Origin of the sequence: Mycobacterium sp. OTB74, from assembly GCF_029892685.1 — a bacterium.
Classification (GTDB): Bacteria; Actinomycetota; Actinomycetes; order Mycobacteriales; family Mycobacteriaceae; genus Mycobacterium.
Genome location: NZ_JARXVD010000011.1, coordinates 53,491 through 77,072 on the forward strand (window position 1 = coordinate 53,491; position 23,582 = coordinate 77,072).

Genomic DNA, 23,582 nt, shown 5'->3' on the forward strand with positions numbered 1-23,582 from the left:
GTCAACGGTCTTGCATGTGGAGTCGTTCGTCGTAGGCTCGTCTTGATGAGCACCCCTGGTTCGCGCGGTAACCGCATGCGCGCCGCCGATACCGATCGCATGCAGACAGCTCATTTGCTCAGTGATGCGGCGGCTACCGGACGGCTGCCGATGTCCGAGTACGAAGATCGGCTGAGCCGGGCCTATTCTGCCGAGACCTACGAAGAGTTGTCGGAGCTCAGTGCCGACCTGCCGTACATCTCGACCGCGCCGATGAAGGCCGGCGGCAAGTGTCACCCCGCGCCGTCGACAGTATTGCTGGCCATCATGAGCGGCTTCGAGCGGCGCGGGCGCTGGAACGTGCCCAAGCGGTTGACATCGTTCGCTTTGCTCGGCGGCGGTGTGATCGATCTGCGCTACGCCGACTTCACCTCGCCCGAGGTGGAAATCAATTCGTACTCGATCTTCGGTGGGCAGACCATCCTGCTGCCGCCCGAGGTCAATGTCGACGCGCACGGCATAGGCGTGATGGGTGCGTTCGACCATCTGGGAAAGCAGGGCACTCCCGGTGCCCCGCATGTCACCATCCGCGGCTTCTCGTTGTGGGGCAGCGTCGGCATCAAGCGCAAGAACCGCAAGCGCCCATGACTCTGCTGTAGGTCCGCTTGGAATTGGCTTCAAGTGGGCAAGATCAAAGCCTGTACATAGGCTTGCCGTCCACCATGACGCAATGGCGACGCAATCCCCGGAGTGGATGGCCGCGGCCCGGGTGCTGCGCCGGACCGGGTTCGGTACCACCGGTTCCTCCGTCGACGCGGCTTTAGCGCAGCTGGACTACCTGGCGGCAGCACTCAACAGCGATCCGGAAACGGACCCCGGAACCACGCTGACCCCGATTCCGCTGCTGCCGGCGCCCACCGCAGTCGGTAAGCGAGCGACCGTCGCCGCCCGCAAGGCCTACAACAAGACGCTCAACGAACAGATGCACGTCCTGTCGACCTGGTGGTTGGACCGCATGGTGTCGGTGCAACAGCCCCTTCACGAGAAGCTCACGCTGCTGTGGCACAACCACTTCGCCACCTCGGCCGCCAAGGTGCGCCAGGCCGCCACGATGGGTGCGCAGAACCAGAAGCTCCGCGCCGGTGTGCTGGGCGACTTTCGGTCGTTGGCCTACGCGATGCTCACCGATCCGGCCATGCTGCGGTGGCTCGATGGTCAACAGAACACCAAGAAGGCCGCGAACGAAAACCTGTCGCGAGAATTCATGGAACTGTTCGCACTGGGACATGGCAACGGCTACACCGAATCTGATGTCCGGGAGGGAGCCCGGGCGTTGACCGGTTGGGTGATCGCCAAGGATGGCCAGGCCACCCTGGTGGCCAAGCGGCACGATACCGGCTCCAAGACGCTTTTGGGAGTCACCGGACCGCTCGACGCCCAGTCCTTCTGTGACACCGTCCTGGCCCGTCCGGAGTCGTCGACCTTTGTCGCACAACGTCTTTGGCAACAGCTGGCGTCCGACAACCCGCCATCACCCGATGCGTTGTCCCGCCTCATCGGTGCGTACGGACCGGGCCAGGATCTGAAAGCCCTGACGTCAGCCGTCCTGACCGATCCGGAGTTCGCTTCGCAGCCTTCGTCGTTGGTGAACACGCCGGTCGAATGGATGGTCGGTCTGCTTCGCTCGCTCAAGGTGCCGGTCACCCCGGAGAACCACGCGGTGATCGATCAGAGTCTGAAAATCCTTGGGCAGCAACCGTTCTATCCACCCGACGTGGGTGGCTGGCCGCGCGGCCAGGCCTGGCTGTCGACTGCCAGCGCCGGTGTGCGGTTACGGGCGGCCACCGCCCTGGCCCGCAAAGGTGATGTCTCGTCGGTGGCCGATGTCGCTCCGTCGGACCGCATCGACGCGGCGGGCTATCTGTTGGGCATCGGATCATGGACCGACCGGAGCGCAGCGGCCTTGCGCCCCTTGGTCAATCGTCCAACGGAACTGGTCGCTGCGGCGGCCAACACCCCAGAGAACCTCACTTCCTAGGACGACGCATGGTCGAGATGAATCGCCGCAGGTTTCTGTTCGCCAGCACTGGGTTGACCGCCGCCGGACTGTTGGCGGGTGGCGTCTTTGGGCTGCCAGAGTTGATGCAGGCAGCCCGGGACCGGCCCCTGGCTGCAGGCTCGGGGATCCTGGTACTGGTGACGATGTACGGGGGCAACGACGGCATCAACTCGCTGATCCCCTACGCCGACCCGGCCTATCACCAGGCCCGTCCCGAATTGGCCTATGCAGCATCGGATGTGCTGCACCTGGATTCCCAACTCGGGTTGAATCCGGGAATGCGCGGCCTGGCCGGGCTTTGGCAGAAAAAACAACTCGCCATCGTCCGCGGGGTTGGTTATCCCAAGCCCGACCACAGCCATTTTCGGTCTATGGACATCTGGCAGACCGCCTCGCCGGAGGAGCCGGTTTCCACCGGTTGGATCGGGCGATGGCTCGACGCGACCGGCGACGATCCACTGCGCGCGGTCAACATCGGCACCGTGCTACCGCCGCTGGCAGTAGGCGAAAAAGTCACTGCAGCAGCGCTTTCAGTCAAGGGCGATAGCACCGTCAAGTCCTTCGCCGAAACCATCGACTCGCTGGGCACCGCTGATCCGCAGGACACCCCGGCCATGGCAATGGTGCGCGGGTCGTACCGCTCTGCCCAGACAGCCGATGCGGCGTTACAACCAGCGACCCAGCAACCCGTGGTGAGGCCCGCACACCAGCAGGCCAAGGCCGCCAGTGGGTTGGCCGAACAACTCGAGGTGGTAGCCCGGTGCATCAAGGCGGGAGTGCCGACGCAGGTGTACACCGTGAGCCTGGGTGGATTCGACACCCATGCCAACGAACGGGGCACGCAGCAACGACTCCTTGGCCAACTCGATGCCGCGGTCACCGGCTTTCTGCAGCAGATGTCATCCGACCCACGCGGTAAAAACCTTGTGCTGATGACCTATTCAGAGTTCGGCCGCAGGGTTAGGGCCAACGCGTCACAGGGCACCGACCACGGCACCGCAGGACCCATGTTCATCGCCGGCCTGCCCGTCAAGGGCGGGTTCTATGGCGACGAGCCGTCACTGACCGACCTGGACAACGGAGACCTCAAGGTCACCACGGACTTTCGCGATGTCTACCACGAAGTACTGGCGTGCACGCTCGGTGCCGACCCCGCACCGATCGTCGGCTCCAACCGCAAAGAAGTCGGCTTCCTCTAGCGGCGGCGACGACGGGAGCGCAGGTAGTCACCGACCACCGCGGCACCCAGCCCATCCAGCTCCGGCACCACCACCCGGCCTTCGACACGACGCGCCACCTGGTCGATGAACCGCGCCAGCCCGGGGTCGCTACCCAGCCGGAAGATGGTGATCTGTGCGCCCATTCGAGCCACCTCGTCGAAGCTGCGCACGGTGAAAGCGATGGTGCGCGGATGCGGTGGGTAGTCGAAGAAGGTCTCGGTGCCTTCTCGGTACTGCTCCAGGTGCGCCGTCGGTTCACCGTCGGTGACCACCAAAATCACCGGCTGCGCATTCGGATGCCGACGTAGGTGCCGCGCGGCCAGCAGCAGTGCGTGGTGCAGATTGGTGCCCTGCTCGTAGACACCTTCCAGGCCGGTCAACTCCGCCGCACTCACCGTCCGAGCATGCCGGCCAAAAGCGATGATCTCCAACGCATCCGACCGGAATCTGGTACTCACCAGGTGGTTGAGCGCCAGCGCGGTTCGCTTCATGGGCAACCAGCGGTTCTCCATCACCATGGAGAACGAGGTGTCCACCAACAGCACCACCGCGGCCTGGGTACGGGTCTCGGTCTCCGAAATCTCCACATCATCGACGCTGATCCGTAGTGGGCCATCGTCGCCCGTACCAGATTGGCGCAGAACGGTATTGGTCAGGGTCCGGGTGACGTTCCACGGCTCGGTGTCGCCGAACTGCCAGGGCCGGGTGGCTCCGGTCAGCTCTCCTGCAGCGCCGGCCCGACGGGTGTCCCTCTCACCGTGGCGGCCGGAAAGCTGTTGCGCCACATCACGCAGTGCTGCCTGACCGAGTTGGCGCATCGCCTTGGGCGACAGCCGCCAGTTGCCGTCCGAACCGCGATCCAGGAATCCCTGATTCATCAGGGCCCGTTCCAGTTCGGCCAGACTACGAGCATCGACGGCAGCCTCGTCGCCGAGCTGACGGGCCAGCATGTCCAGGTCAACGTCGTCCATCTGGGCACCGGCATAGCTCTGCGAAAGCTGTTCGGCCAGCTGCTCAAGCTCTGCGACGTCTTCCAGGGCCCGCGCAGCCTCCCCCATGCCCAGCGGGTTGTTTCCGGTGAAACTCTGCTCGCCGGTCCAGTCCTCGCCCGGGCGTGCGGCCTGCAAATGCTGATCCAGCCGATCCAACGCGTTGATCAGTGACGGCGAACCGAATGCCTGCTGCGCCAACGCATCCAGCTCGGCACGCTGATCGGCCGACAGACTGTTGCGAAAGCGCTGAGCAGCGGCAGCACGCTTGGCCAGCGAGTCCAGCAGTTCATCGATGTTCTGCGGGTTCTCCGGGAAGTACTGGCCGTGTTTGGCCATGAATTCCTGAAAATCCTGCTGGGTGTCCTCGCCACGGGAGTGCTTGTCCAGCAGGTTGTTCAGGTCGTCCAGCATGTCGTTGACAGCTTGACGGTCCTCGTCGGTGGCGTTTTCCAGTGCCTCCTTCATGCCGGCAAAACGCTGGTCCAGCATCTCCCGACCGAGCAGATCTTTGATCTGCTCGTACTTCTCTCGGGCTTCGGTTGAGCGCCAGTCGTATTCGGACAGCTCTTGCACAGCCTTGGCCGGTGACGGGGAAAGAGACTCCAGCTGCAACTCACCGAACCGGGCATCGTCGTCCAAAGCCCGAGCCAGTTCCTTACGCTCGGCCAGTACCGCCTCGTCGAGCAGCTTCTTGATTTCTTGCAACGTGCCGTCAAGATTGTTGCGGGACAACAGTTCCCGACGTCGGCGGTTGGCCTCGGCGGCCAGTCGATCGGCGCCACGCATGTTTTCTGTGCCGCGCCGCAACAACTCTGACAATGCCCGCCGGGGCGATGCCCCCTCCATGACGTCCTGGCCGATCCGCTCCAGCGCGTCGCGCAGGTCGACCGGCGGAGCCAATGGATCGGGGCCGCCGGTGTACCGCGAATACCGGGAGGTGTGCTTACTCATGAGCTACACCCACCACTTGTCTAGCCATAAACCGTTTCACCCTCGCCCGACGTCTTGTCTATGCGCTTCGCCAAATACAGTGCTTCCAAAGCCAATTCGACGGCAGCAGCCCGCTCGCCGTCGGTCGAAGCACCCAGCCGCTCGGAAACGGCGTCAACCACCGGCAGGTCCGGCAGCGCCGCCAGCACGTCCTTGGCCGATACCCGCTCGCCCGTCGTCACCGGCGAATCCCCTTCGACTGCCGCAACCAGCGGGCCGACGTCGATACCGCCGAGCAGCCGCTGTGCGGTATCCGCCGTGGCCCGGCGCAGCAGATGCTCCAGCACCGCCTGCTCGCGTCCCTCTTCTCCGGACTCGAATTCCAGCTTGCCGCGCAGCACCCCGATCACGGTCTGGAGGTCGACCACGCGAGCCACCGGGTCCTGCTCGCCCAGGATCGCTGACCGGTGCTGGGCCGCGGCCCCGACGGTTTCCGCCGCCGCAATGGCGAAACGTGCTGACACACCGGAGCGTTGGTCAACGGACTGCGACTCACGCAGATAGCGGGCGAAGCGGGCCAGAATCTGCAGCAGATACTCGGGGACCTCGGCGGCCAGGTGGGCTTCCTGCTTGATGACGCCGACCTCGGCGTCGAGTTCCAGCGGGTAGTGGGTCCGGATCTCGGCGCCGAAGCGGTCTTTCAGTGGCGTGATGATACGTCCACGGTTGGTGTAATCCTCCGGGTTGGCACTGGCCACCACCAGGACGTCCAGGGGCAGTCGCAGGGTGTAGCCGCGAACCTGGATGTCCCGTTCCTCCATCACGTTGAGCATCGCCACCTGAATCCGCTCAGCCAGGTCGGGCAGCTCGTTGATGGCCACGACGCCGCGGTGCGCCCTCGGGATCAGGCCGTAGGCGATGGTCTCGGGATCGCCCAGACTGCGTCCCTCGGCCACCTTGATCGGGTCGATATCACCGACCAGGTCGGCGACGCTGGTGTCCGGGGTAGCCAGCTTCTCGGTGTAGCGCTCGCTGCGGTGCTTCCAAGTCACCGGGGTGTCGTCACCAGAATCGGCCACCTTGCGAATCGACTCGGGGGTGATCGGGCTGTAGGGGTGCTCGCCCAACTCCGAACCCTCGATGACCGGCGTCCACTCGTCCAGCAGGCCGACCAGGGCCCGCAACAGGCGGGTCTTGCCCTGACCGCGCTCGCCCAGCAGCACAACGTCATGTCCGGCGATCAGTGCCCGCTCCAGCTGCGGCAGAACGGTGTCCTCGAAGCCGAAGATGCCCGGCCAGACGTCGCGGCCCTCGGCCAGCGCGGCCAGCAGGTTCTCCCGAATCTCGGTCTTGATGCCCCGCTCACGGTGGCCCGTGGCCTTCAGTGCGCCAAGAGTTGTCGGGAGGTCGTTAGGTGATGTCACGACCTCCACGCTACGACGGTGTGACCTCGCTGGCAGCACGTTGGGGTACCCCCACCTACCCGGTACCATCGGTACCGTGAATTGGCATGACTGGACGCACCGCCCCACCGACATCGAGTTCGGCCCGGCAGCCTGGCAGAGCCACCTGCTCGGAGCCGTGACTGCGGTGTTCATCCGCACGGGAATTGCGCTGTTCACGCTGATCGGCCTGGCTGTCAACCGCGTATGGCCCGATCTACTGCAGCGCGGCCGGTACGACTTCGTCGACCGTCCGCTGCGGGTCGTGCGGCCGCTCCCGCAAACCACCGTGACGAGCGTCACTCTGCCTAACTGCCCTGCCGAATGGGTCGTCGCGCCGTCGGCGCGGAACTCCGACCGCGTGATCGTCTACTTCCACGGGTCGGCCTTGATCTCGCTCGGTCTCAATTCACATCGCCGCTGGGCCAGCAAGCTGTCCGCCGACACCGGCGCTCAAGTCCTCAACGTCGGCTACCGCCTGGCGCCGCACGCAACCATCGATGACGCAATCGCCGACGGTTTGGATGCCTACCGCTCTGTACTGGCTTCCGGAGTCGCCCCGCACAACATCGTGATCGCGGGAGACTCGGCAGGTGGGCTGATCGCCGCCGACACCGCCCTGGCCGCGCGTGACGCCGGCCTGCGGGTACCCGCGGGACAGGTGCTGCTGTCACCGCTGACGTCGTCGGACATGAACCTGAAGTACAACGCCATGCTCGAGCACCGCGACGTGCTGTTCCCCTTCATGTCGGTCAAATTCCTCTACGACGTGTTCGCCACGGTCAACGGCACCCGAGAGGTGCCGGTCATGCCGCCGGACGCCGAGCTGCACGGGTTGGGACCGTTCCTGATTCAGGTCGGGACCGACGAGATGCTGCGCAATGATTCGTTCATCCTGGCCGAACGGTTGCGCGCGGCCGGCGTACCGGTGTGGGTTCAGGCGTGGGACAAGGCAATGCACCTGTTCCAGCTCTTCTTCGACATCAACCCCGACGCGCGTAAGGCAACCGCGGAGATCGCGTCGTTCGTCTCCTACGTGACTTCTGCCGCCCGCGACGAAGCCGCCTCGTAGGTATCTCAACTGGGCGGCGGCAACACCTGCAGGCCGTTCAGAATGTCTTCGGAATCGGCTTTGTAGGTCGGGTTGTCCGGCTCAGTTGTCTGAATGGTGACCGACACGTCGAAGGTTTGGCCATTCGCCGTGATCACCGCACTGACCACCTTGACCGGACGCGGTGGCAGCTGGCCCATGGCCGGCGCCATGTAGGTCGCCCGCTTGCCGGGCAGCCCACACACCTTGATATCGGTCATGTGCAGGTCGGTGGCACCCAACTGCGAGGTCACCTCGTGTAGCTCCTGCTCGAAGACGTCGTCAGCCGAGACCGCGCCGGGGCGCGAATCCAGGGTTACCACTGCCGTCGGGGTAAATCCGTTGGCGGCCAGCGCCTCATTGCGCATCGTGTAACGGATCAACTTGGAATCCAACGAGGTGAGCCGATTCCAGCCAGCCGGTTTGGGCACGCGGATCTGCGGCTCCGAACCTGTGCTGACGCCCGCCGCGAGCGGGACGTCGACCAGTGGGGCACTGACTTTGGTACAGGCATCAGCCGACGGCGCACCCGAGGCGCCGCCGCCTGGCGATGCCTTCGCAGTGGATGACCCCGGTGTACCCGGCTTGGCCTTGCCTGTTCCCGTTGGCCTGTCACTGGCCACCGCATGATCGTCGCCGTACTTGACGAACTGGTCGCAAGCCGGGCACACCGCCATGGTCAACGCCATCAATCCGGCCAACCAAACGCGATGCTCACTCGTAACCATGGCCGGAGTCTAATTGTGGACATCTGCGTCCAGAGGCCAGTTATGACACGGATTTTGGCTTTTGCGTGTCTTAACTGGCCATTCGGCGGCGGAACCTAATGTGCGAAGTGGCGGGCACCGGTGAGGTACAGCGTGATCCCGGCTTTGGCAGCAGCCTCGGTGACTTCCGCATCGCGGACCGAACCCCCTGGGTGCACAACGGCTTTCAGTCCGGCATTGGTCAGAGTTTCCAGCCCGTCGGGGAACGGGAAGAAGGCATCGGAGGCCGCTACAGCGCCGCGCACCCGATCGCCGCCCCGCTCAACTGCAAGGCGGGCGGCGTCAACCCGGTTCACCTGGCCCATGCCGACACCGACGGTCGCACCGCCGGCAGCAACGACGATGGCGTTGGACTTGACCGCGCGACAGGCCCGCCATGCGAACACCAGATCGGCCAGGGTTCCTGGGTCGGCCGGTGCCCCGGTCGCCAGCGTCCAGTTGGCCGGATCGTCACCGGCGGCGTCCAGCGCGTCACGCTGCTGCACCAGCACCCCACCGCTGATCTGCCGGAACTCAGTGCCACCAACCTGCGGCTCCGAAGCGACAAGGATGCGAATGTTCTTCTTACGGCTCAGAATTTCCACCGCACCCGGCTCGAATGCCGGAGCGACGATCACCTCGGTGAAGATGTCCGCAACGGTCTGCGCCATCTCTTCACTGACCGCGGTGTTGGTGGCGATCACGCCACCGAAGGCACTGAGCGGGTCGCACTCGTGCGCCTTACGGTGCGCATCGGCGACCGAAATCGACGACACCGCAATGCCGCACGGGTTGGCGTGCTTGATGATCGCAACGCAGATGTCCTCGTGGTCGAACGCGGCCCGCCAGGCAGCATCGGCATCGGTGAAGTTGTTGTAGGACATCTCTTTTCCGTGCAGCTGCTCGGCCTGAGCCAGTCCCGGCCAGCCGGCGTCGTCACGGTAGAGCGCGGCCTGCTGGTGCGGGTTCTCGCCATAGCGCAGTACATTGGAGCGCCGCCACGTCGCACCGGTCCACGCCGGGAATGAGGCCCCCTCCTCTGGCGAAAGCACCGAACCCATCCAGGAAGCCACCGCCACGTCGTACTCGGCAGTGTGCCGGAATGCCAACGACGCCAGCTTCTTTCGCTCGTCCAAGGTGAAACCGCCGGCCCGCACCGCGGCCAGCACACCGTCGTAACCCAGCGGGTCCACCACCACAGCCACGCTCGGGTGGTTCTTGGCCGCAGCACGCACCATCGACGGGCCGCCGATGTCGATCTGCTCGACGCACTCGTCCTCGGTGGCACCCGATGCCACGGTCTCCGTGAACGGGTACAGGTTCACCACCACCAACTCGAACGCCTCAACGCCGAGTTCAGAGAGGGCAGCCAGGTGCTCGGCCTTGCGCGTGTCGGCCAGCAGGCCGGCATGCACCCGCGGATGCAGGGTCTTGACCCGGCCGTCCAGCACCTCCGGAAAACCCGTGACCTCTTCCACTGGAGTCACCGGAATACCCTCGGCAGCAATAGTTTTCGCAGTCGATCCAGTGGACACCAGGGTCACCCCAGCTTGGTGCAAGCCGCGGGCCAAGTCCACCAAACCGGTCTTGTCATACACGCTGATCAGCGCGCGCCGAATCGGGCGTCGGGTATCGCCAGTCATCTTGCTCCTCGCGTCCGCGTCATCCTATTACTGCCTTTCGTCCACTCCAGGTCACGCCGCGGAGGACCACCGCGGCGATCACATCCACCAACAGTCGCCGTTCGACGACCTTGATCCGTTCATGCAATGACGCTTCGTCATCGTCGTCGAGCACCGGCACCGCCTCCTGCGCCAGGATCGGCCCGGTGTCGGTGCCGGCATCCACCAGGTGCACAGTGCTGCCGGTTACGCGTACCCCGTAGTCCAGTGCATCAGGCACCGCGTGCGCGCCAGGGAAAGCCGGCAGCAGCGCCGGGTGGGTGTTCAGGACCCGACCGCCGAAGCGGGAAAGAAAGGTCGGGCCAAGGATTTTCATGAAGCCTGCGGACACCACCAGATCGGGTTCATGAGCCGCTGTGGCCTCGGTCAGCGCCGCATCCCAGGAGGAGCGGTCGGCGTGATCGCGCAAGCGGGTGGTGAAGACCGGTGCGCCGGCTGCCGTGGCAATGTCCACGGCGGCGCAGTCCCGATCGGTACCGACAGCTACCACCCGAGCCGGGTAGTCGGCGGCCGCGGCGTCCAGCACGGCCTGCAACAAGGAGCCGGCCCCCGACGCCAAGACCACGAGCCGCGCCGGCGCACACGGGGGCACCCGGAGCGGTTTCTGCACGCAAACAGCCTAATCGGCCCGGACGCGTGCTCTGTCCCTGGTACGCCGCTAACGAGCGTGATCATCGTCATCTACGACGAAATGTGCTTCCGGGTCTTCATCAGGATCAAACGCGACCGGTTCGCCGAAGTGATCGGTAGCTACCGTGTGATATGCCTCGTCCGGCGCCGGTGTCATCTCGGGTTCCGGGCGCCGATCAGAGTCTGACGGCTCATCACTCGACACCGGCTCAGACGCTGGCACCGGCTCTTGTGCCTGTTCTGATTCAAAGGCCGGACCACCGGCGAAGTGTGAGCTGCCGGCGTCGTCCGTATCGTCTGCCAGCACTTCTCCGAACGGTCCTTCCGCCGTCTCCTCGGAAATCACCTCGGTCACAGCGTCGTCGTCTGTCGCGGTTTCGGCCAAAGGCTGCTGGCTGGCCACCGCCGGCTTGGGTACCACCGCACGCGGCGGCCGACGGGTCAGACCACCGGCCATTGCCACCGTCAACCCACCGATCGACACGAACCACAGGAACACCGACGGACCGAACGTCGTCTGATCCACCCCTACGTCGCCGAAGTTTCCCAGGCGACCGCTGCCGGCACAGGCCAACAACACCATGACCGCCGCGGCCAGCGTCGAGGCGACGACGAGCTTGGCCGCGGCCGTCGGCCAGGGTGCCGGCCGTCGTGCACATTGCTGGCCCACCGCGACAGCCGAGGCTGCAGCGATGACCAGCAGCACCACCCATACCGGCCCCAAGGGCGGGGTCGGCACTGCGGCCAGCACCGGGACGGCCGGAATGTCGCCGCCGAGCACGGTGAACGCGCTGAACGTCGCCAATCCGATGTGTGCGCTCGAGCCCGTCGCCACCGCCGCGGCACCGACCATCACGTTGGGTATGTACAGGATCGAGAGCAGCGTCAGACTGAGCTGCCCGAACACAGAGTCGGTGACCGCGTACAGGTCATGCATGGTGGCCCAGTGCACGACCATGGAGCAGGTTGCGGCCGCACCGGACAAGCCGAGCAATGCCAACACCCCGGCTGCGGCTCCGCGGAACGCCTCGGGCAACCACTGCGGAAGATGTGCATCGGTCAGCAAGCGGCCTTGCATCCGTGACCCGACGCCGATCGCTGCACCCACCAGGTGCACCGTCAGAACTGCGCCGAATGCGCGCAACGCGCTGGGGGTCTGCAGGTCGGTGAGCACCGATGAGGCGTCGTGAATCACCGCAAGCGAGATCGCCGCGATGAGCAGCGGGCCACCGAGGGCCGACGCCACGGTCCAGCGGACCACGAACCATGACGAGCCCGGCCTGGTTGCCGCGGCGGTAACTCGCGCCGAGCCCCAGACCATGGCCAGCATCGGCATCAGGGGCATCACGCCCAGCTCTGCGCCACCGATCGACACCGGCACGCCGTGCACGCCCAGCCACATGCTGGCCATCGCACCGAACGCACCCGTCAGGTCGCTATTGGCGATGACCAGCTGCAGCAACGTCAGTGCCGCGATGGCCACCAGGGCAATGCCCGACGGGCCGAACGCAACCCTGAGCAGGTCACGTGCCTGACGTGTGCCGACTGGCCGCTTATCCACTGGCTGGGTCACTCCTCGCAAAGGCATTCACCCGCCCATCGCGAGTTGCCCCTGCGATTATGACGACGTCGAACCGGATTGCTGGGGAGCCTGGTGCTGCGGGAAAGTCGTCGTCGGCTCTGTCCCGGCCGACTCGGCCGATGTTTCCGCGGCCGGCGAGTACGTTGAGCCCGCCTCGGAACCGGCTGATGACGGCGCGTGTGGCTGACCGAACGCCGGGAAACCGGTCGGCGGCGTCGGCGGGCCCGAATCGACGCTGTGCTGCGGATTGCCCTGCTGACGGCCGAGATCGGAGTAACCGCCCGGCCCCTGTCCGGGGAATCCGCCCTGCTGACCGTAGTACTGCCCGCCCTGCTGGCCGTATTCCGGGCGCGGCTGCGGACCGCGCGGTCCAAATTGCTGCGGGCCACCCTGCCCGTAGAACTGGCCGTGTAGCTGGCCGGGCGCGTTGTAATACGGATCAGCCGGCCGCGGTGCGGGCGCCGTGATGACGCCGGCGTCGAGAAGCAATGCGGCCACCGCGCAGCCGGCCTGCAATGCCGAGAAAGCCAGGACGGAGTACAGGCCCCAGGCCGCCGGGGTGTTGCTCGGTGCCTGGATCAGTTCAGTGATGGCCAAGAGCAGCGCCAACACGGCGAGGATGGCGACCCAAGCTTTGAAAGGCTTCTGCTTGGGCAGCAGGCTGACGCCGGCCAGCAGCGCAGCCAGAACCGCGAGCAGGACAGGCAGGACGGCGATGACATCGGCATGCCCGGGTTCACCGCCGCCGGTGAACTGTGGCGCGAAATTGAAGCCGAAAACCAGCAGACCGAGCGCCACGACAGCGGTCGTCAGGTACATGGGCAGCTTGCTCGGGCCGGCCGGCGCGGGAGGGGCCGGCGGAATCTGCTCGGGTAGACGATTGAACTGCTGGGGCGGCCCACCGAACTGGCTGGGCTGATGTACAGGTTGGTAGCCGGGGTTGCCGGGCGGGTACGTCATGACCTCTCCTGATCCTTGGCGACTCGAAACAACGCTAGCGCACCGCGCTGACTGCGCCACGCATCTTCGTGTGGCACCGGACACCTGACACCCGGCCCAGCACCGCAAAGAAAATTTGCGAGCGCGTCAGGTGGCGGAAGATTGTTGAGCTACGGCCTTGGCGCGTGTTCACCCGCGGCTGGCCGACCTCGCGTAACGCAAAAACTGCAGGTAGACGTAGACACTGAGGATTTTTGCACCCCAGTCTTGCGCCCCGATACTGCAACACGTTCTAATTCTGGGTATGGACTACGGGCTCGTACTTTTCACCAGCGACCGCGGCATCGCCCCGGCGCCAGCCGCCAAACTCGCCGACGACCACGGCTTCACCACCTTCTACGTGCCCGAGCACACTCACATCCCGGTCAAACGGCAGGCCGCTCACCCCACCACCGGCGACGAGACTCTGCCTGACGATCGCTACATGCGCACCCTCGATCCGTGGGTGTCACTGGGTTCGGCAGCATCAGTCACCTCGCGGGTGCGGCTGTCCACCGCGGTGGCGCTGCCCGTCGAGCACGACCCCATCACTCTGGCGAAATCCATTGCCACCCTTGATCATCTGTCCGGCGGACGAGTGTCGGTCGGTGTCGGGTTCGGTTGGAACACCGACGAACTGATGGACCACAACGTGCCGCCGGCCCGGCGTCGCACCATGCTGCGCGAGTACATCGAGGCGATGCGCGCGCTGTGGACCGAGGAAGAGGCCGAGTACGACGGCGAATTCGTGAAGTTCGGTCCGTCGTGGGCCTGGCCGAAGCCTGTGCAATCGCACATTCCTGTGTTGGTGGGCGCGGCAGGTACCGAGAAGAATTTCAAGTGGATCGCCCGGTCGGCCGATGGCTGGATCACCACGCCGCGCGACTTGGACATCGACGAGCCGGTGAAGCTGCTGCAGGACACCTGGGCCGCGGCCGGCCGTTCCGGCGCGCCGCAGATCGTCGCGCTGGACTTCAAGCCGGACGCCGACAAGCTGGCGCACTGGAAATCGCTTGGCGTGACCGAGGTTCTGTTCGGGCTGCCGGACAAGGACGAAGCCACCGTGGCCGCCTACGTGGAGCGGTTGGCCGGGAAGCTGCGCGACTTCGCGATCTGAGGCGAGCGGTTTCGGCTGGGCGCCCCGGTTTCGGCTGGGCGCGTCGGCCGACCTCTCCCTAGCAACCTGTCGAGCTCGGCTCGTCAACTTCTGTTGACACTGTCAACAGAAGTTGACGGGCGCCAGCCGAGAGTCGCGGCTGGACAGAGGTGCGCACGACATCGAGCAGCCGTCGATGTCGGTGCTGCTGCGCATATTTTCCGAAGCCGAACCGGCGCCTGACCCGGACCCGGTGCTAGCGGACCTGCACGTCATCAGTCGCCGAGCACTGGCCGGGGCCCGCGACAACCTGGCCGAGGTCAGAAAGCAATACGAGCAGGCCGCGCGGCAGGCTCGGGCCAACGGATGGAACCGGGCCGAGATCGCCCGCGTGCTAGGAGTGTCAAGGCAGTTGCTGCACAAGCGATTCCGTAATCAGCCACACGACTGATCAGCCCAGCACAGCCCGGTTTCCCTCGTCGGTCGCGGTCACCACGATCTTGGCGCCGAAGGGCTCCCCATCACACAGCAGCGACATCAGATCGGCGTCGGTGGTGGTCGCCAGGAAGCGGCTGCCGTCTGCGTCCAGCCGCCCGATAATGATGCCGGTGTTCGGCGTCCAGTCGTACCGCACGGTGTACGTCTCGATGGTCGCCGGGCCGTTGGCGTGTTCGGTGACCGCAACCGTCGGCCACGTCAACACCTCGGCGCACAGTTCGGCGCTGTTGTCCGGCACCCAGTCCGCGGGTTCTGTCGAATAGATACCGACCGAGAACTTGCTTGCGATACCGCCATTCGCTCCGATCAACGCGAATTCGCCTGGAGCTTCGCGCATTCGAGCGACTGCTTCGGCAATACCGTGCAGCGAGTAGTTGTTTCCCGGCCCGCCGAAGTACGGCAGGCCACCGGTCAACGTCAGGCCGCGCGGGTCGCAGACCGCAAGGTCGACACCGTCGCAGATGTTGAACACCGGGAACGGGAAGCAGCTGTAGAGATCGAAAGCCGAGAGGTCGTCGAGCCCAATTCCGGCCACCCGCAACGCTTCCTGCACCGCCAGCACCGAGGCCGGGCTGGCACCGACATCAGGGCGGTCGAGCAGCTTCTGTTCCTTCATGTCCGCATGCCCGCGCAGATATACCCACTTTGATTCCGGCACACCGAGTTTGCGCGCAGCCTCGACCGACATCAACAGCGCCGCCGCACCCATGTTGACCTGATCGCGAGCCACCATCAGGCGCGGATACGGGTCGCAGATCATCCGGTTCTTGTCGGTCACGGTGACCAGCTCATCGACGGTCCGCTCTACCGGAGCCGATGAATACGGGTTCTTGGCAGCGACTTTCGACATCGGGGAGAACAGCTCTGCCATTGCGCGCCGATAGTCCTGCACCGACAACCCGATTCGGGCACGACGGGCGTTGTCCAGCAGGCCGTACTGCACCGGGGCGCCGATCAGCCCATGCCGAACGGTGTACTCGTCGAAGATGCCGTCATAGCCGTAGCCGCGGTCTTCGAGTTGACCGTCGACCGTCTCAGCGTGATCCGGCTTGTCCTCGCGGCCATCGAAATACCTGAGACTGGAAGTATTTTCAGATCCCATGATCATCACGACGTCGGCGTTGCCGGCCACGATCTCACCGCAGAATTCGGTGATCAGGTGCTGCGGGCTTTGTCCGCCAATGACCTCCAGCACAGCGCGAGCCGGGTCTGCGCCGATGCGGCGCGCCACTGAGCGCGGGTAGTTGTTGGACTTGCCCAACGGTGCCGGTGTGCGGCCGGAGATTTCGAATTGCCGGGTCCCGGCGACGGTGTCGATAGCCGCAGCGACGGCGGCAACGTCGGCCCCGGTGTCCTGCAGCGCGGCCTGTGCGGCTTCGGTAGCGAGGTCCACCGAGGACATGCCCCGATAGTCAGGGTCCTCCAGGCGCTCGGTGAACTGACCGATGCCGACGATCACCGGGGTACGCGGATCGACACCCATTACAAACCTCCTGACATCTGTTAATTCGACAGGCTAACTGACCGGTATCTGCGGGCATAATTGCGGGTAGCTGCGGATTTGCGTCGGGAGACACTCCCCCGGCGAAGTACGGTTGAACAGTGACGGCCTTGGGTATCACAAGCAGAACGCTGATCTCGTTGAGTACCAGGACTTTAAGTCTTGTGTGAGCAGCCATAGGCCTGACCTGGATGCCGGCGGCGAACGCGGCGCCCCCTGGATTTCCTGACGTGTCACAACGGATTCGTCCTCCAACAGTCAGGCAGTTGGACTTTCTGACAGACCGAACGGGCGAAATAACAATGCCCCGCGCCGTGAAGGCGCGGGGCATTATCGAAACTGCTTGAGACCTACAGGCTTTGCAGGATCTCGCGAGCCAGCTTGGCGGTCTCGGACGGGGTTTTGCCGACCTTCACGCCCGCGGCCTCCAGGGCCTCCTTCTTGCCCTGCGCGGTGCCTGCACCGTCGGAGACGATGGCGCCGGCGTGGCCCATGGTCTTGCCCTCGGGAGCGGTGAAGCCCGCGACATAGCCGACGACCGGCTTGGAGACGTTGGCCTTGATGTAGGCGCCGGCCTTCTCCTCGGCGTCGCCGCCGATTTCACCGATCATCACGATGATCTTGGTCTCGGGGTCCTTCTCGAATGCCTCGATGGCGTCGATGTGGGTGGTCCCGATGACCGGGTCGCCGCCGATGCCGATGGCGGTGGAGAAGCCGAGGTCACGCAGCTCATACATCATCTGGTAGGTCAGCGTGCCGGACTTGGACACCAGGCCGATCGGGCCCTTGCCGGTGATGTTGTTCGGCGTGATGCCGACCAGCGACTCACCGGGAGTGATGATGCCCGGGCAGTTGGGGCCGATGATCCGGGTCTTCTCACCCTTCTCGACGTTGTAGGCCCACGCGTAGGCGCTGTCCTGCACCGGGATGCCCTCGGTGATGACCACCAGCAACGGGATCTCGGCATCGATGGCCTCGATGATGGCGTCCTTCGAGAAGGCCGGCGGCACAAAGGCGATCGACACGTCGGCGCCGGTCTCCTTCATGGCCTCGGCCACTGAAGCGAACACCGGCAACTCGATGTCGTTGCCGTCCTTGTCGACGTGCGACACCTTGGTGCCGGCCTTGCGGGCGTTCACGCCGCCGACCACCTGGGTGCCGGCCTTCAGCATCAGCTTGGTGTGCTTGGTGCCCTCACCGCCGGTGATGCCCTGGACGATGACCTTGGAATCCTTGTTCAGGAAGATAGACATAAGTTGTTGGCTCCCTTACTTGTTCGCCAGCTCGGCGGCTTTGTCGGCACCGGAATCCATGGTCTCGGCCTGGATCACCAGCGGGTGGTTGGCCTCGGCCAGGATGCGGCGGCCTTCCTCGACGTTGTTGCCGTCGAGACGGACGACCAGCGGCTTGTTGGCCTCGTCGCCCAGCATCTCCAGAGCCTTGACGATGCCGTTGGCCACCGCGTCACACGCGGTGATGCCACCGAACACGTTCACGAACACGCTCTTGACCTGGCTGTCGTTGAGGATGACGTCCAGACCGGCGGCCATTACCTCGGCCGAGGCGCCACCACCGATGTCCAGGAAGTTGGCGGGCTTCACGCCGCCGTGGTTCTCGCCGGCATAGGCGACGACGTCCAGGGTCGACATGACCAGACCGGCACCGTTACCGATAATGCCGACCGAGCCGTCCAGCTTGACGTAGTTGAGGTCGTTCTCCTTGGCCTTGAGCTCCAGAGGATCGGTGGCGTCCTTGTCCTCGAACTCGGCGTGGCCGGGCTGACGGAAGTCGGCGTTGGCGTCCAGGGTGACCTTGCCGTCCAGCGCCAGGATCTGGTCGTCGGGGGTACGCACCAGCGGGTTGACCTCGACCAGGGTGGCGTCCTCGCCGACGAAGACCTCCCACAGCTTCTGGATGGTCACAGCGGCAGCGTCGAGCACCTCGGCGGGCAGGTGGCCCTTCTCTGCGATCTCGCGGGCGAAGGCCAAGTCGACACCCTTGACCGCGTCGACGGGCACCTTTGCCAGCCGGTCGGGCTTGGTGGCGGCGACCTCTTCGATCTCCATGCCGCCCTCGACCGAGCACATGGCCAGGTAGGTGCGGTTGGAACGATCCAGCAGGAAGGAGATGTAGTACTCCTCAGCAATGTCACTTGCCTCGGCAACCAGCAGCTTCTTGACGATATGGCCCTTGATGTCCAGGCCCAGGATGTTCTGCGCGTGAGTAAGGGCGTCATCCGGGGTGGCGGCGTACTTGACGCCACCGGCCTTGCCACGGCCGCCGACCTTGACCTGCGCCTTGATCATGACGGGCTTGCCGATCTCCTCGGCGATGGCCTTGGCGTCCTCGGCGGAGTCGGTCACTCGGCCTGGAGTAGTAGGAACGTTGTGCTTGGCGAACAGCTCTTTCGCCTGGTACTCGAAGAGATCCATGAGCTCTGAGAAATCCCGTTCTGTCTGCGTTGACGATTTGAATTCACTTCAGCATTGGGCCGCACTGGCTCGCTGGGCACTTTAACTATGTACGCATGAGTAGCCTGCACCGCCTACCACCCATGTGGTACATCTCACCCGACACCACTGAGTGAGACAAATCACATTCCCGCCAGATGGCAACCGTTCGGTTGCCACCGCGCTGCGATTTTCGTTACCGTCGTTGCGGCACTCGATAACGGTACGGTTACGGCGCAAAGGATTTTTCGGTTGGCTGAGCACGATTCGTCCGCACCTCCCCAGGGGGAGATGACGAAGGGTCGCAAGGCTGGCAGCGCCTCGCCCGACACCGTCAAAGTCAATCGGGCACCCGTCGGTAAGGAACTCAGCCCCGCTGAAGTCACCGACATCATTCCCTTCAATGAGTTCGGCAGCCTGCACGACCTGGACCTGTCTGACAAGGCTTTCGACCGGGATTCCCAGGTCAACGCGGCTCCTGAGCTGGACGACCTCGACGAGACCGATGATCAGACGCCATTCGAACTGACCATCCCCGCCGAGTTCCAACTGCCGGCCGACGCCCGGCGGCTGTCCTCGGGCGCGTACCGCGAGAGCCACACCGACACCAGTAACGGGTTCGCCGACACCGATGTTATCGATCTGCGGAACCGCCGCGGTTCACACCGCAAGGCAGAGCCCACCGTCGGCGGCGTCAAGGGCCGGCTCGTCGCGGCCGCCGTGGCCGCAGGCGCCACTGCCGCTGCCGCGTACTCGATGGCCACCAGCGCCGACCAGCCCACCGACACCAAGCTCGCCGCCGAGCACTCGCCTGGCACCACCGTGGACGGGGCCACGGGCGCCACCGACGGCATCCAGATCGTCAACGTGACACCGGTTGCGTCCAACACCTCGGTGCACGCTCAAGAACTCGCCAATGCCGCGGCCTTCGCGCAGGAGCGCGCCGAGCGGGAGGCCCGCCTGGCACGTCCGCTCTTCGTCATGCCGACCAAGGGTGTTTTCACCTCCGGCTTCGGTTACCGCTGGGGCGCCCTGCACGGCGGTATCGACTTGGCCGCGCCGATCGGCACCCCCATCGTCTCGATCTCCGACGGCGTCGTCGTCGACGTCGGCCCGACTGCCGGTTACGGCGCGTGGGTCAAGGTCCGTCACAGCGACGGCACCGTCACGCTGTACGGCCACGTCAACACCTGGACGGTCTCGGTCGGTCAGCGAGTCATGGCCGGCGATCAGATCGCCACCGTCGGCAACCGTGGAAATTCGACCGGGCCGCACTGCCATTTCGAGGTGCTGCTGGGTGGCACCCACCGGATCGACCCGGTGCCGTGGCTGGCCGAACGTGGCCTGAGCCCGGGCGCCTACGTCGGCTGATTCGTGACGGACGACAACCAGGCCGGCGGGCCGTTGTCCGATCCGACTCAGATCATGCGGCCGGCCCGACACGCCGCACCTGAGCCACCTGCGCCCACAGAATCTGATCCCCCCGCGACCGGCATCATCCGACGCACGCCTAGCGGCGCGATACCCGTGGCACATCCGGATGTCACTTCAGATGCCTCCTCTAGCGCGTCGGAAGCCCCTGCCACCTGGGGGCACCTCCCGCCCGCGGGGGACATCATCCGGCGCACCCCGACCGGCGCGATCCCTATCCCGGTCGCTCCGACCAATGGCGACGCGACCGCGACGAGTCTTATCGACACTGGAGCGGATGCGGCCACCGGCCTGATGCTGCCCGGTCTGACTGAACCCGACACTCCGGCGACCACCCACATCGCAGTCCCCGGGCGCAGCAAGGACGCTGGGCCAAAACAACTCCCCGGGCCTGCCGCCGCGTGTGCCACCGCAACCGCATCCGTGCTGAGCGGCTGGGCCACCGCGGTCATCGCCACCTCACTGATCGCCGGCTGGTGGCGCACCGACCCACTGTTCTGCGTCGCTGTCGGTTTCCTCGCTGCGGTTGCGGCCGCGGCAACCATCGGCGGCCAGATCGCGGTGTTGCTGCGCCGCCGAACCGGACGAGTGCTGGTCGTGGTGGGATCCGTTGTGGCACTGATGATTTTCGCCAGCTTGTTCGTCGCGGGCGCCAAACTGCCACCGATTGTCTACGGCATCCCGCTACTGCCGATCGCCAGCATCGTGCTCGCGACGCTGCCGGTGACCGGCCGTTGGTGCACTAAGACTTAAACGCGTCCAACGTGAAGGAGAGCCCAGAAACTCGGCGTGGCCATCTACTTCACCTTCGCGTGAGGGTCGGCCCTGTCTTCGAACATATTTCACCCGGAACGGTCAAGTTTCCCTGACCAGTCAGGGTAAGTTGACCACTCCAAATCGCAAGTGCCACAACAGAGCCTACACGCCGGGCAACGTCAGAGCTTCTGCACCGGCGCGTGGTTGTGCATCAGTTTGACCCGACCGGCGCTGCCGAAGTCGATCAGCGACATGGCCGACTCCCCCACGCCTGACACTTCCTCAACGCGGCCCAGGCCGTACTTGTCGTGAGTGACCCGGTCGCCGGGTTGCAGCACCACCAGAGGCTTGTTGCGATTGGGGGCCGGACGCATGGGCGACGGCCGACCACCGCCGAAACCGCTCGAACCACCTGACCCGTAACGACTCGGGGCAGACATCGGTGGCGGCGGTTCGACCCGACGCCAGTCGATCAGCTCCTGCGGAATCTCTTGCAGGAAGCGCGATTCCGGATTCAGCATGGGCTGGCCCCAGGACGACCGGACCTTGGCCCGGCTCAGGTACAACCGATGACGGGCCCGGGTGAGGCCGACATAGGCCAACCGTCGTTCCTCGGACAGCTCGGTCGGGTCGCCCAGGGCCCGCATATGCGGGAACATGCCGTCTTCCCAGCCGGTCACGAAAACCACTGGGAATTCAAGACCTTTGGCGGTGTGCAGCGTCATCATGGTGACCACGCCATCGCCGTGCTCGGGCAGTTCGTCCGCATCGGCCACCAGCGAGACCCGCTCCAGGAATGCGGCCAGCGCGCCGGTGTCGGGCACGTCGTCGTCGACTTCCTCTTCGCGCAGCGCCTGAGCGTTGGCCAGATCGATGCTGAATTCGTGTGCGACGCTGACCAATTCATTGAGGTTGTCCAGGCGCGCCTGGTCCTGCGGGTCGCTGGAGGCTTCCAATTCGCGGCGGTAGCCGGTGCGGTCCAGCACGGTCTCCACCAGGTCACCCAGCTCGCCGTCCAGTCCGCCGCGGAGGCTGTCCAGCAGCTCGACAAAACCGGCAATCGCCTTCTCCGAGCGAGTGTTCAGCATCGGCACCCTGCCTTCAGCGGCAGCCTGCAGCGCGTCGTTGAAACTGGCGCCGGTGTTCTCGGCGTAGACCGCCACGCACGCTTCGGCACGGTCGCCGATGCCGCGGCGCGGCGTGTTCAGGATGCGTCGCATGCTCACCGCGTCGCCCGGGTTGTCCAGCACCCGCAGGTACGCGACGATGTCGCGGATCTCCCTGCGCTCGTAAAAGCGCATTCCCCCAACGACTTTGTACGGAATCCCAGCTCGGATGAAGACGTCTTCCACCGCGCGGGACGAGTTGTTGGTGCGGTAGAACACCGCGACGTCATTGTAGGTGACGCCGTCCGTCCCGACGAGCCCGTCGATCTCTTCGGCGATGAACCGGGCCTCGTCGTGTTCGTTGTCCGCGACGTAGCCGACGATCAGCTCGCCCTCGCCGGCGTCCGTCCACAGCTTCTTTTCCCGACGCCCGGCGTTGCGGCTGATCACCGCGTTGGCGGCAGTCAAGATGTTCTGCGTGGAACGGTAATTCTGTTCCAGCAGAATGGTTGTCGCGTTCGGGAAGTCGCGTTCGAAATCCTCGATGTTGCGGATGGTCGCGCCGCGGAAGGCATAGATGGACTGGTCCGCGTCACCCACCACGCACAGTTCGGCGGGCGGCACGTCATTGGCACCCTCGGCGGCGTGGTGACCGACGAGCTCGCGCACCAGCACGTACTGGGCGTGGTTCGTATCCTGATATTCGTCGACCAGGATGTGCCGGAAGCGCCGGCGGTAGTACTGCGCGATTTGCGGGAAGCTTTGCAGCACAGCCACTGTCTCGCCGATCAGATCGTCGAAGTCCATCGCGTTGGCCGCGCGCAACCGGCGCTGGTACTCGCCGTAGACCTCGGCGACGATGCGCGGCAGCTCTTCATCGGCTTCGGACGCTTCGGCAGCGGCCTGCTGCGGGTCGATAAGTTCGTTCTTCAGATTGGAGATCGCCGTGGCCAACATCCGCGGCGAGTGCCGCTTGACGTCCAGCCCCATATCCTTGCCGATCATCATCAGCAGTCGGCGCGAGTCGTCAGCGTCATAGATCGAGAAGTTGGAGTTCAGCCCCGGCACCAGCGAGGCCTGGTTGCGCAGGATGCGGACGCACGTCGAATGGAACGTCGACACCCACATGGACTTGGCGCGCGGCCCGACGAGGTCCACCACACGCTCACGCATCTCGGCGGCGGCCTTGTTGGTGAAGGTGATGGCCAGCACCTGGCCGACCCCGACGTCACGGTTGGCCAGCAGGTACGCGATGCGCCGGGTCAGCACCGCGGTCTTGCCCGAACCGGCACCGGCCACGATCAGCAGCGGCGTGCCTTCCTGCAGCACTGCCTGACGCTGCTGCGGGTTGAGGCCTTCAAGAAGCTGGTCTGTATCGGGTGCTGCACTCATGATCATCTCGGCTCCCAACCTA

Annotated in this window: 19 protein-coding genes; 8 read left to right on the top strand and 11 right to left on the bottom strand. The window is 65.1% G+C overall.

Annotated elements, in window-relative coordinates:
• The first annotated feature begins 45 nt into the window (after nt 1-45).
• The 3 genes from M2432_RS15955 to M2432_RS15965 all read left to right on the top strand — a co-directional run bounded on the left by M2432_RS15955 (nt 46) and on the right by M2432_RS15965 (nt 3,237).
• Complete coding sequence (locus M2432_RS15955) at nt 46-627, top strand: DUF1707 domain-containing protein (RefSeq protein WP_280827794.1); 582 nt, start codon at nt 46-48, stop codon at nt 625-627.
• Nucleotides 628-709: 82 nt separating this feature from the next.
• The gene (locus tag M2432_RS15960) at nt 710-2,017 is read left to right on the top strand and encodes a DUF1800 domain-containing protein (RefSeq protein WP_280827795.1); all 1,308 of its coding nucleotides are present in this window, start codon (nt 710-712) and stop codon (nt 2,015-2,017) included.
• An 8-nt stretch (nt 2,018-2,025) separates the two neighbouring features.
• Nucleotides 2,026-3,237 (top strand): DUF1501 domain-containing protein, encoded by a 1,212-nt coding sequence (locus tag M2432_RS15965; protein ID WP_280827796.1) that lies wholly within the window; start codon nt 2,026-2,028, stop codon nt 3,235-3,237.
• On the opposite strand, the gene M2432_RS15970 is transcribed toward M2432_RS15965, so the two are convergent.
• Both M2432_RS15970 and M2432_RS15975 read right to left on the bottom strand, forming a co-directional pair.
• Nucleotides 3,234-5,201: a VWA domain-containing protein gene (locus tag M2432_RS15970; protein WP_280827797.1), complete on the bottom strand. Its 1,968-nt coding sequence runs from the start codon at nt 5,199-5,201 to the stop codon at nt 3,234-3,236. The genes M2432_RS15965 and M2432_RS15970 overlap by 4 nt on opposite strands.
• 20 nt (nt 5,202-5,221) lie before the next feature.
• A complete protein-coding gene (locus tag M2432_RS15975; protein ID WP_280827798.1) occupies nt 5,222-6,604 on the bottom strand; it encodes an ATP-binding protein in 1,383 nt (460 codons plus the stop codon).
• Between the two features lie 76 nt (nt 6,605-6,680).
• On the opposite strand from M2432_RS15975, the gene M2432_RS15980 reads away from it, so the two are divergent.
• Nucleotides 6,681-7,694, top strand: coding sequence for an alpha/beta hydrolase (locus M2432_RS15980; RefSeq protein ID WP_280827799.1), 1,014 nt, complete (start codon nt 6,681-6,683; stop codon nt 7,692-7,694).
• A 5-nt stretch (nt 7,695-7,699) separates the two neighbouring features.
• On the opposite strand, the gene M2432_RS15985 is transcribed toward M2432_RS15980, so the two are convergent.
• The 5 genes from M2432_RS15985 to M2432_RS16005 all read right to left on the bottom strand — a co-directional run bounded on the left by M2432_RS15985 (nt 7,700) and on the right by M2432_RS16005 (nt 13,312).
• Nucleotides 7,700-8,440 carry a hypothetical protein gene (locus M2432_RS15985; RefSeq protein ID WP_280827800.1) on the bottom strand — a complete coding sequence of 247 codons (741 nt, stop codon included), beginning with the start codon at nt 8,438-8,440 and terminating at the stop codon, nt 7,700-7,702.
• 95 nt (nt 8,441-8,535) lie between these two features.
• Nucleotides 8,536-10,101: a bifunctional phosphoribosylaminoimidazolecarboxamide formyltransferase/IMP cyclohydrolase gene (gene purH, locus M2432_RS15990; RefSeq protein WP_280827801.1), complete on the bottom strand. Its 1,566-nt coding sequence runs from the start codon at nt 10,099-10,101 to the stop codon at nt 8,536-8,538.
• Nucleotides 10,102-10,120: 19 nt separating this feature from the next.
• Nucleotides 10,121-10,750 (bottom strand): phosphoribosylglycinamide formyltransferase, encoded by a 630-nt coding sequence (gene purN, locus M2432_RS15995; RefSeq protein ID WP_280827802.1) that lies wholly within the window; start codon nt 10,748-10,750, stop codon nt 10,121-10,123.
• A 48-nt stretch (nt 10,751-10,798) separates the two neighbouring features.
• Nucleotides 10,799-12,331 carry a DUF6350 family protein gene (locus M2432_RS16000; RefSeq protein WP_280827803.1) on the bottom strand — a complete coding sequence of 511 codons (1,533 nt, stop codon included), beginning with the start codon at nt 12,329-12,331 and terminating at the stop codon, nt 10,799-10,801.
• A 57-nt stretch (nt 12,332-12,388) separates the two neighbouring features.
• Nucleotides 12,389-13,312 carry a DUF5336 domain-containing protein gene (locus tag M2432_RS16005; RefSeq protein ID WP_280827804.1) on the bottom strand — a complete coding sequence of 308 codons (924 nt, stop codon included), beginning with the start codon at nt 13,310-13,312 and terminating at the stop codon, nt 12,389-12,391.
• A gap of 283 nt (nt 13,313-13,595) precedes the next feature.
• Between M2432_RS16005 and M2432_RS16010 the strand changes: the two genes are divergently transcribed.
• Together M2432_RS16010 and M2432_RS16015 are read left to right on the top strand one after the other, a co-directional pair.
• On the top strand, nt 13,596-14,447 hold the full coding sequence (locus M2432_RS16010) for an LLM class F420-dependent oxidoreductase (protein ID WP_280827805.1): 852 nt from the start codon (nt 13,596-13,598) through the stop codon (nt 14,445-14,447).
• Between the two features lie 112 nt (nt 14,448-14,559).
• Nucleotides 14,560-14,877: a hypothetical protein gene (locus M2432_RS16015; protein WP_280827806.1), complete on the top strand. Its 318-nt coding sequence runs from the start codon at nt 14,560-14,562 to the stop codon at nt 14,875-14,877.
• Here M2432_RS16015 and M2432_RS16020 read toward each other — a convergent pair whose 3' ends face one another.
• The 3 genes from M2432_RS16020 to sucC form a co-directional block, all read right to left on the bottom strand.
• A complete protein-coding gene (locus tag M2432_RS16020; RefSeq protein WP_280827807.1) occupies nt 14,878-16,407 on the bottom strand; it encodes an acetyl-CoA acetyltransferase in 1,530 nt (509 codons plus the stop codon). It lies immediately after the preceding gene.
• Nucleotides 16,408-16,775: 368 nt separating this feature from the next.
• Nucleotides 16,776-17,678, bottom strand: a complete 903-nt coding sequence (gene sucD / locus M2432_RS16025; RefSeq protein ID WP_280827808.1) for a succinate--CoA ligase subunit alpha — start codon at nt 17,676-17,678, stop codon at nt 16,776-16,778.
• 15 nt (nt 17,679-17,693) lie between these two features.
• Nucleotides 17,694-18,857 (bottom strand): ADP-forming succinate--CoA ligase subunit beta, encoded by a 1,164-nt coding sequence (gene sucC, locus M2432_RS16030; RefSeq protein WP_280827809.1) that lies wholly within the window; start codon nt 18,855-18,857, stop codon nt 17,694-17,696.
• 270 nt (nt 18,858-19,127) lie between these two features.
• Here sucC and M2432_RS16035 point away from each other — a divergent pair, with 270 nt between their 5' ends.
• Nucleotides 19,128-20,246 (top strand): M23 family metallopeptidase, encoded by a 1,119-nt coding sequence (locus M2432_RS16035; RefSeq protein WP_280827810.1) that lies wholly within the window; start codon nt 19,128-19,130, stop codon nt 20,244-20,246.
• A gap of 54 nt (nt 20,247-20,300) precedes the next feature.
• Complete coding sequence (locus M2432_RS16040) at nt 20,301-21,059, top strand: hypothetical protein (protein ID WP_280827925.1); 759 nt, start codon at nt 20,301-20,303, stop codon at nt 21,057-21,059.
• A 182-nt stretch (nt 21,060-21,241) separates the two neighbouring features.
• Here M2432_RS16040 and M2432_RS16045 read toward each other — a convergent pair whose 3' ends face one another.
• On the bottom strand, nt 21,242-23,566 hold the full coding sequence (locus tag M2432_RS16045; RefSeq protein WP_280827811.1) for a UvrD-helicase domain-containing protein: 2,325 nt from the start codon (nt 23,564-23,566) through the stop codon (nt 21,242-21,244).
• Between the last annotated feature and the right edge of the window lie 16 nt (nt 23,567-23,582).

Excerpts from the sequence above, each read along its gene's own strand:
- M2432_RS15955 (WP_280827794.1), top strand. The coding sequence starts at position 46 with ATGAGCACCCCTGGTTCGCGCGGTAACCGCATGCGCGCCGCCGATACC.
- M2432_RS15960 (WP_280827795.1), top strand. The coding sequence starts at position 710 with ATGGCGACGCAATCCCCGGAGTGGATGGCCGCGGCCCGGGTGCTGCGC.
- M2432_RS15965 (WP_280827796.1), top strand. The coding sequence starts at position 2,026 with ATGGTCGAGATGAATCGCCGCAGGTTTCTGTTCGCCAGCACTGGGTTG.
- M2432_RS15970 (WP_280827797.1), bottom strand. The coding sequence starts at position 5,201 with ATGAGTAAGCACACCTCCCGGTATTCGCGGTACACCGGCGGCCCCGAT.
- M2432_RS15985 (WP_280827800.1), bottom strand. The coding sequence starts at position 8,440 with ATGGTTACGAGTGAGCATCGCGTTTGGTTGGCCGGATTGATGGCGTTG.
- purH (WP_280827801.1), bottom strand. The coding sequence starts at position 10,101 with ATGACTGGCGATACCCGACGCCCGATTCGGCGCGCGCTGATCAGCGTG.
- M2432_RS16005 (WP_280827804.1), bottom strand. The coding sequence starts at position 13,312 with ATGACGTACCCGCCCGGCAACCCCGGCTACCAACCTGTACATCAGCCC.
- M2432_RS16010 (WP_280827805.1), top strand. The coding sequence starts at position 13,596 with ATGGACTACGGGCTCGTACTTTTCACCAGCGACCGCGGCATCGCCCCG.
- M2432_RS16020 (WP_280827807.1), bottom strand. The coding sequence starts at position 16,407 with ATGGGTGTCGATCCGCGTACCCCGGTGATCGTCGGCATCGGTCAGTTC.
- sucD (WP_280827808.1), bottom strand. The coding sequence starts at position 17,678 with ATGTCTATCTTCCTGAACAAGGATTCCAAGGTCATCGTCCAGGGCATC.
- sucC (WP_280827809.1), bottom strand. The coding sequence starts at position 18,857 with ATGGATCTCTTCGAGTACCAGGCGAAAGAGCTGTTCGCCAAGCACAAC.
- M2432_RS16040 (WP_280827925.1), top strand. The coding sequence starts at position 20,301 with ATGCGGCCGGCCCGACACGCCGCACCTGAGCCACCTGCGCCCACAGAA.
- M2432_RS16045 (WP_280827811.1), bottom strand. The coding sequence starts at position 23,566 with ATGATCATGAGTGCAGCACCCGATACAGACCAGCTTCTTGAAGGCCTC.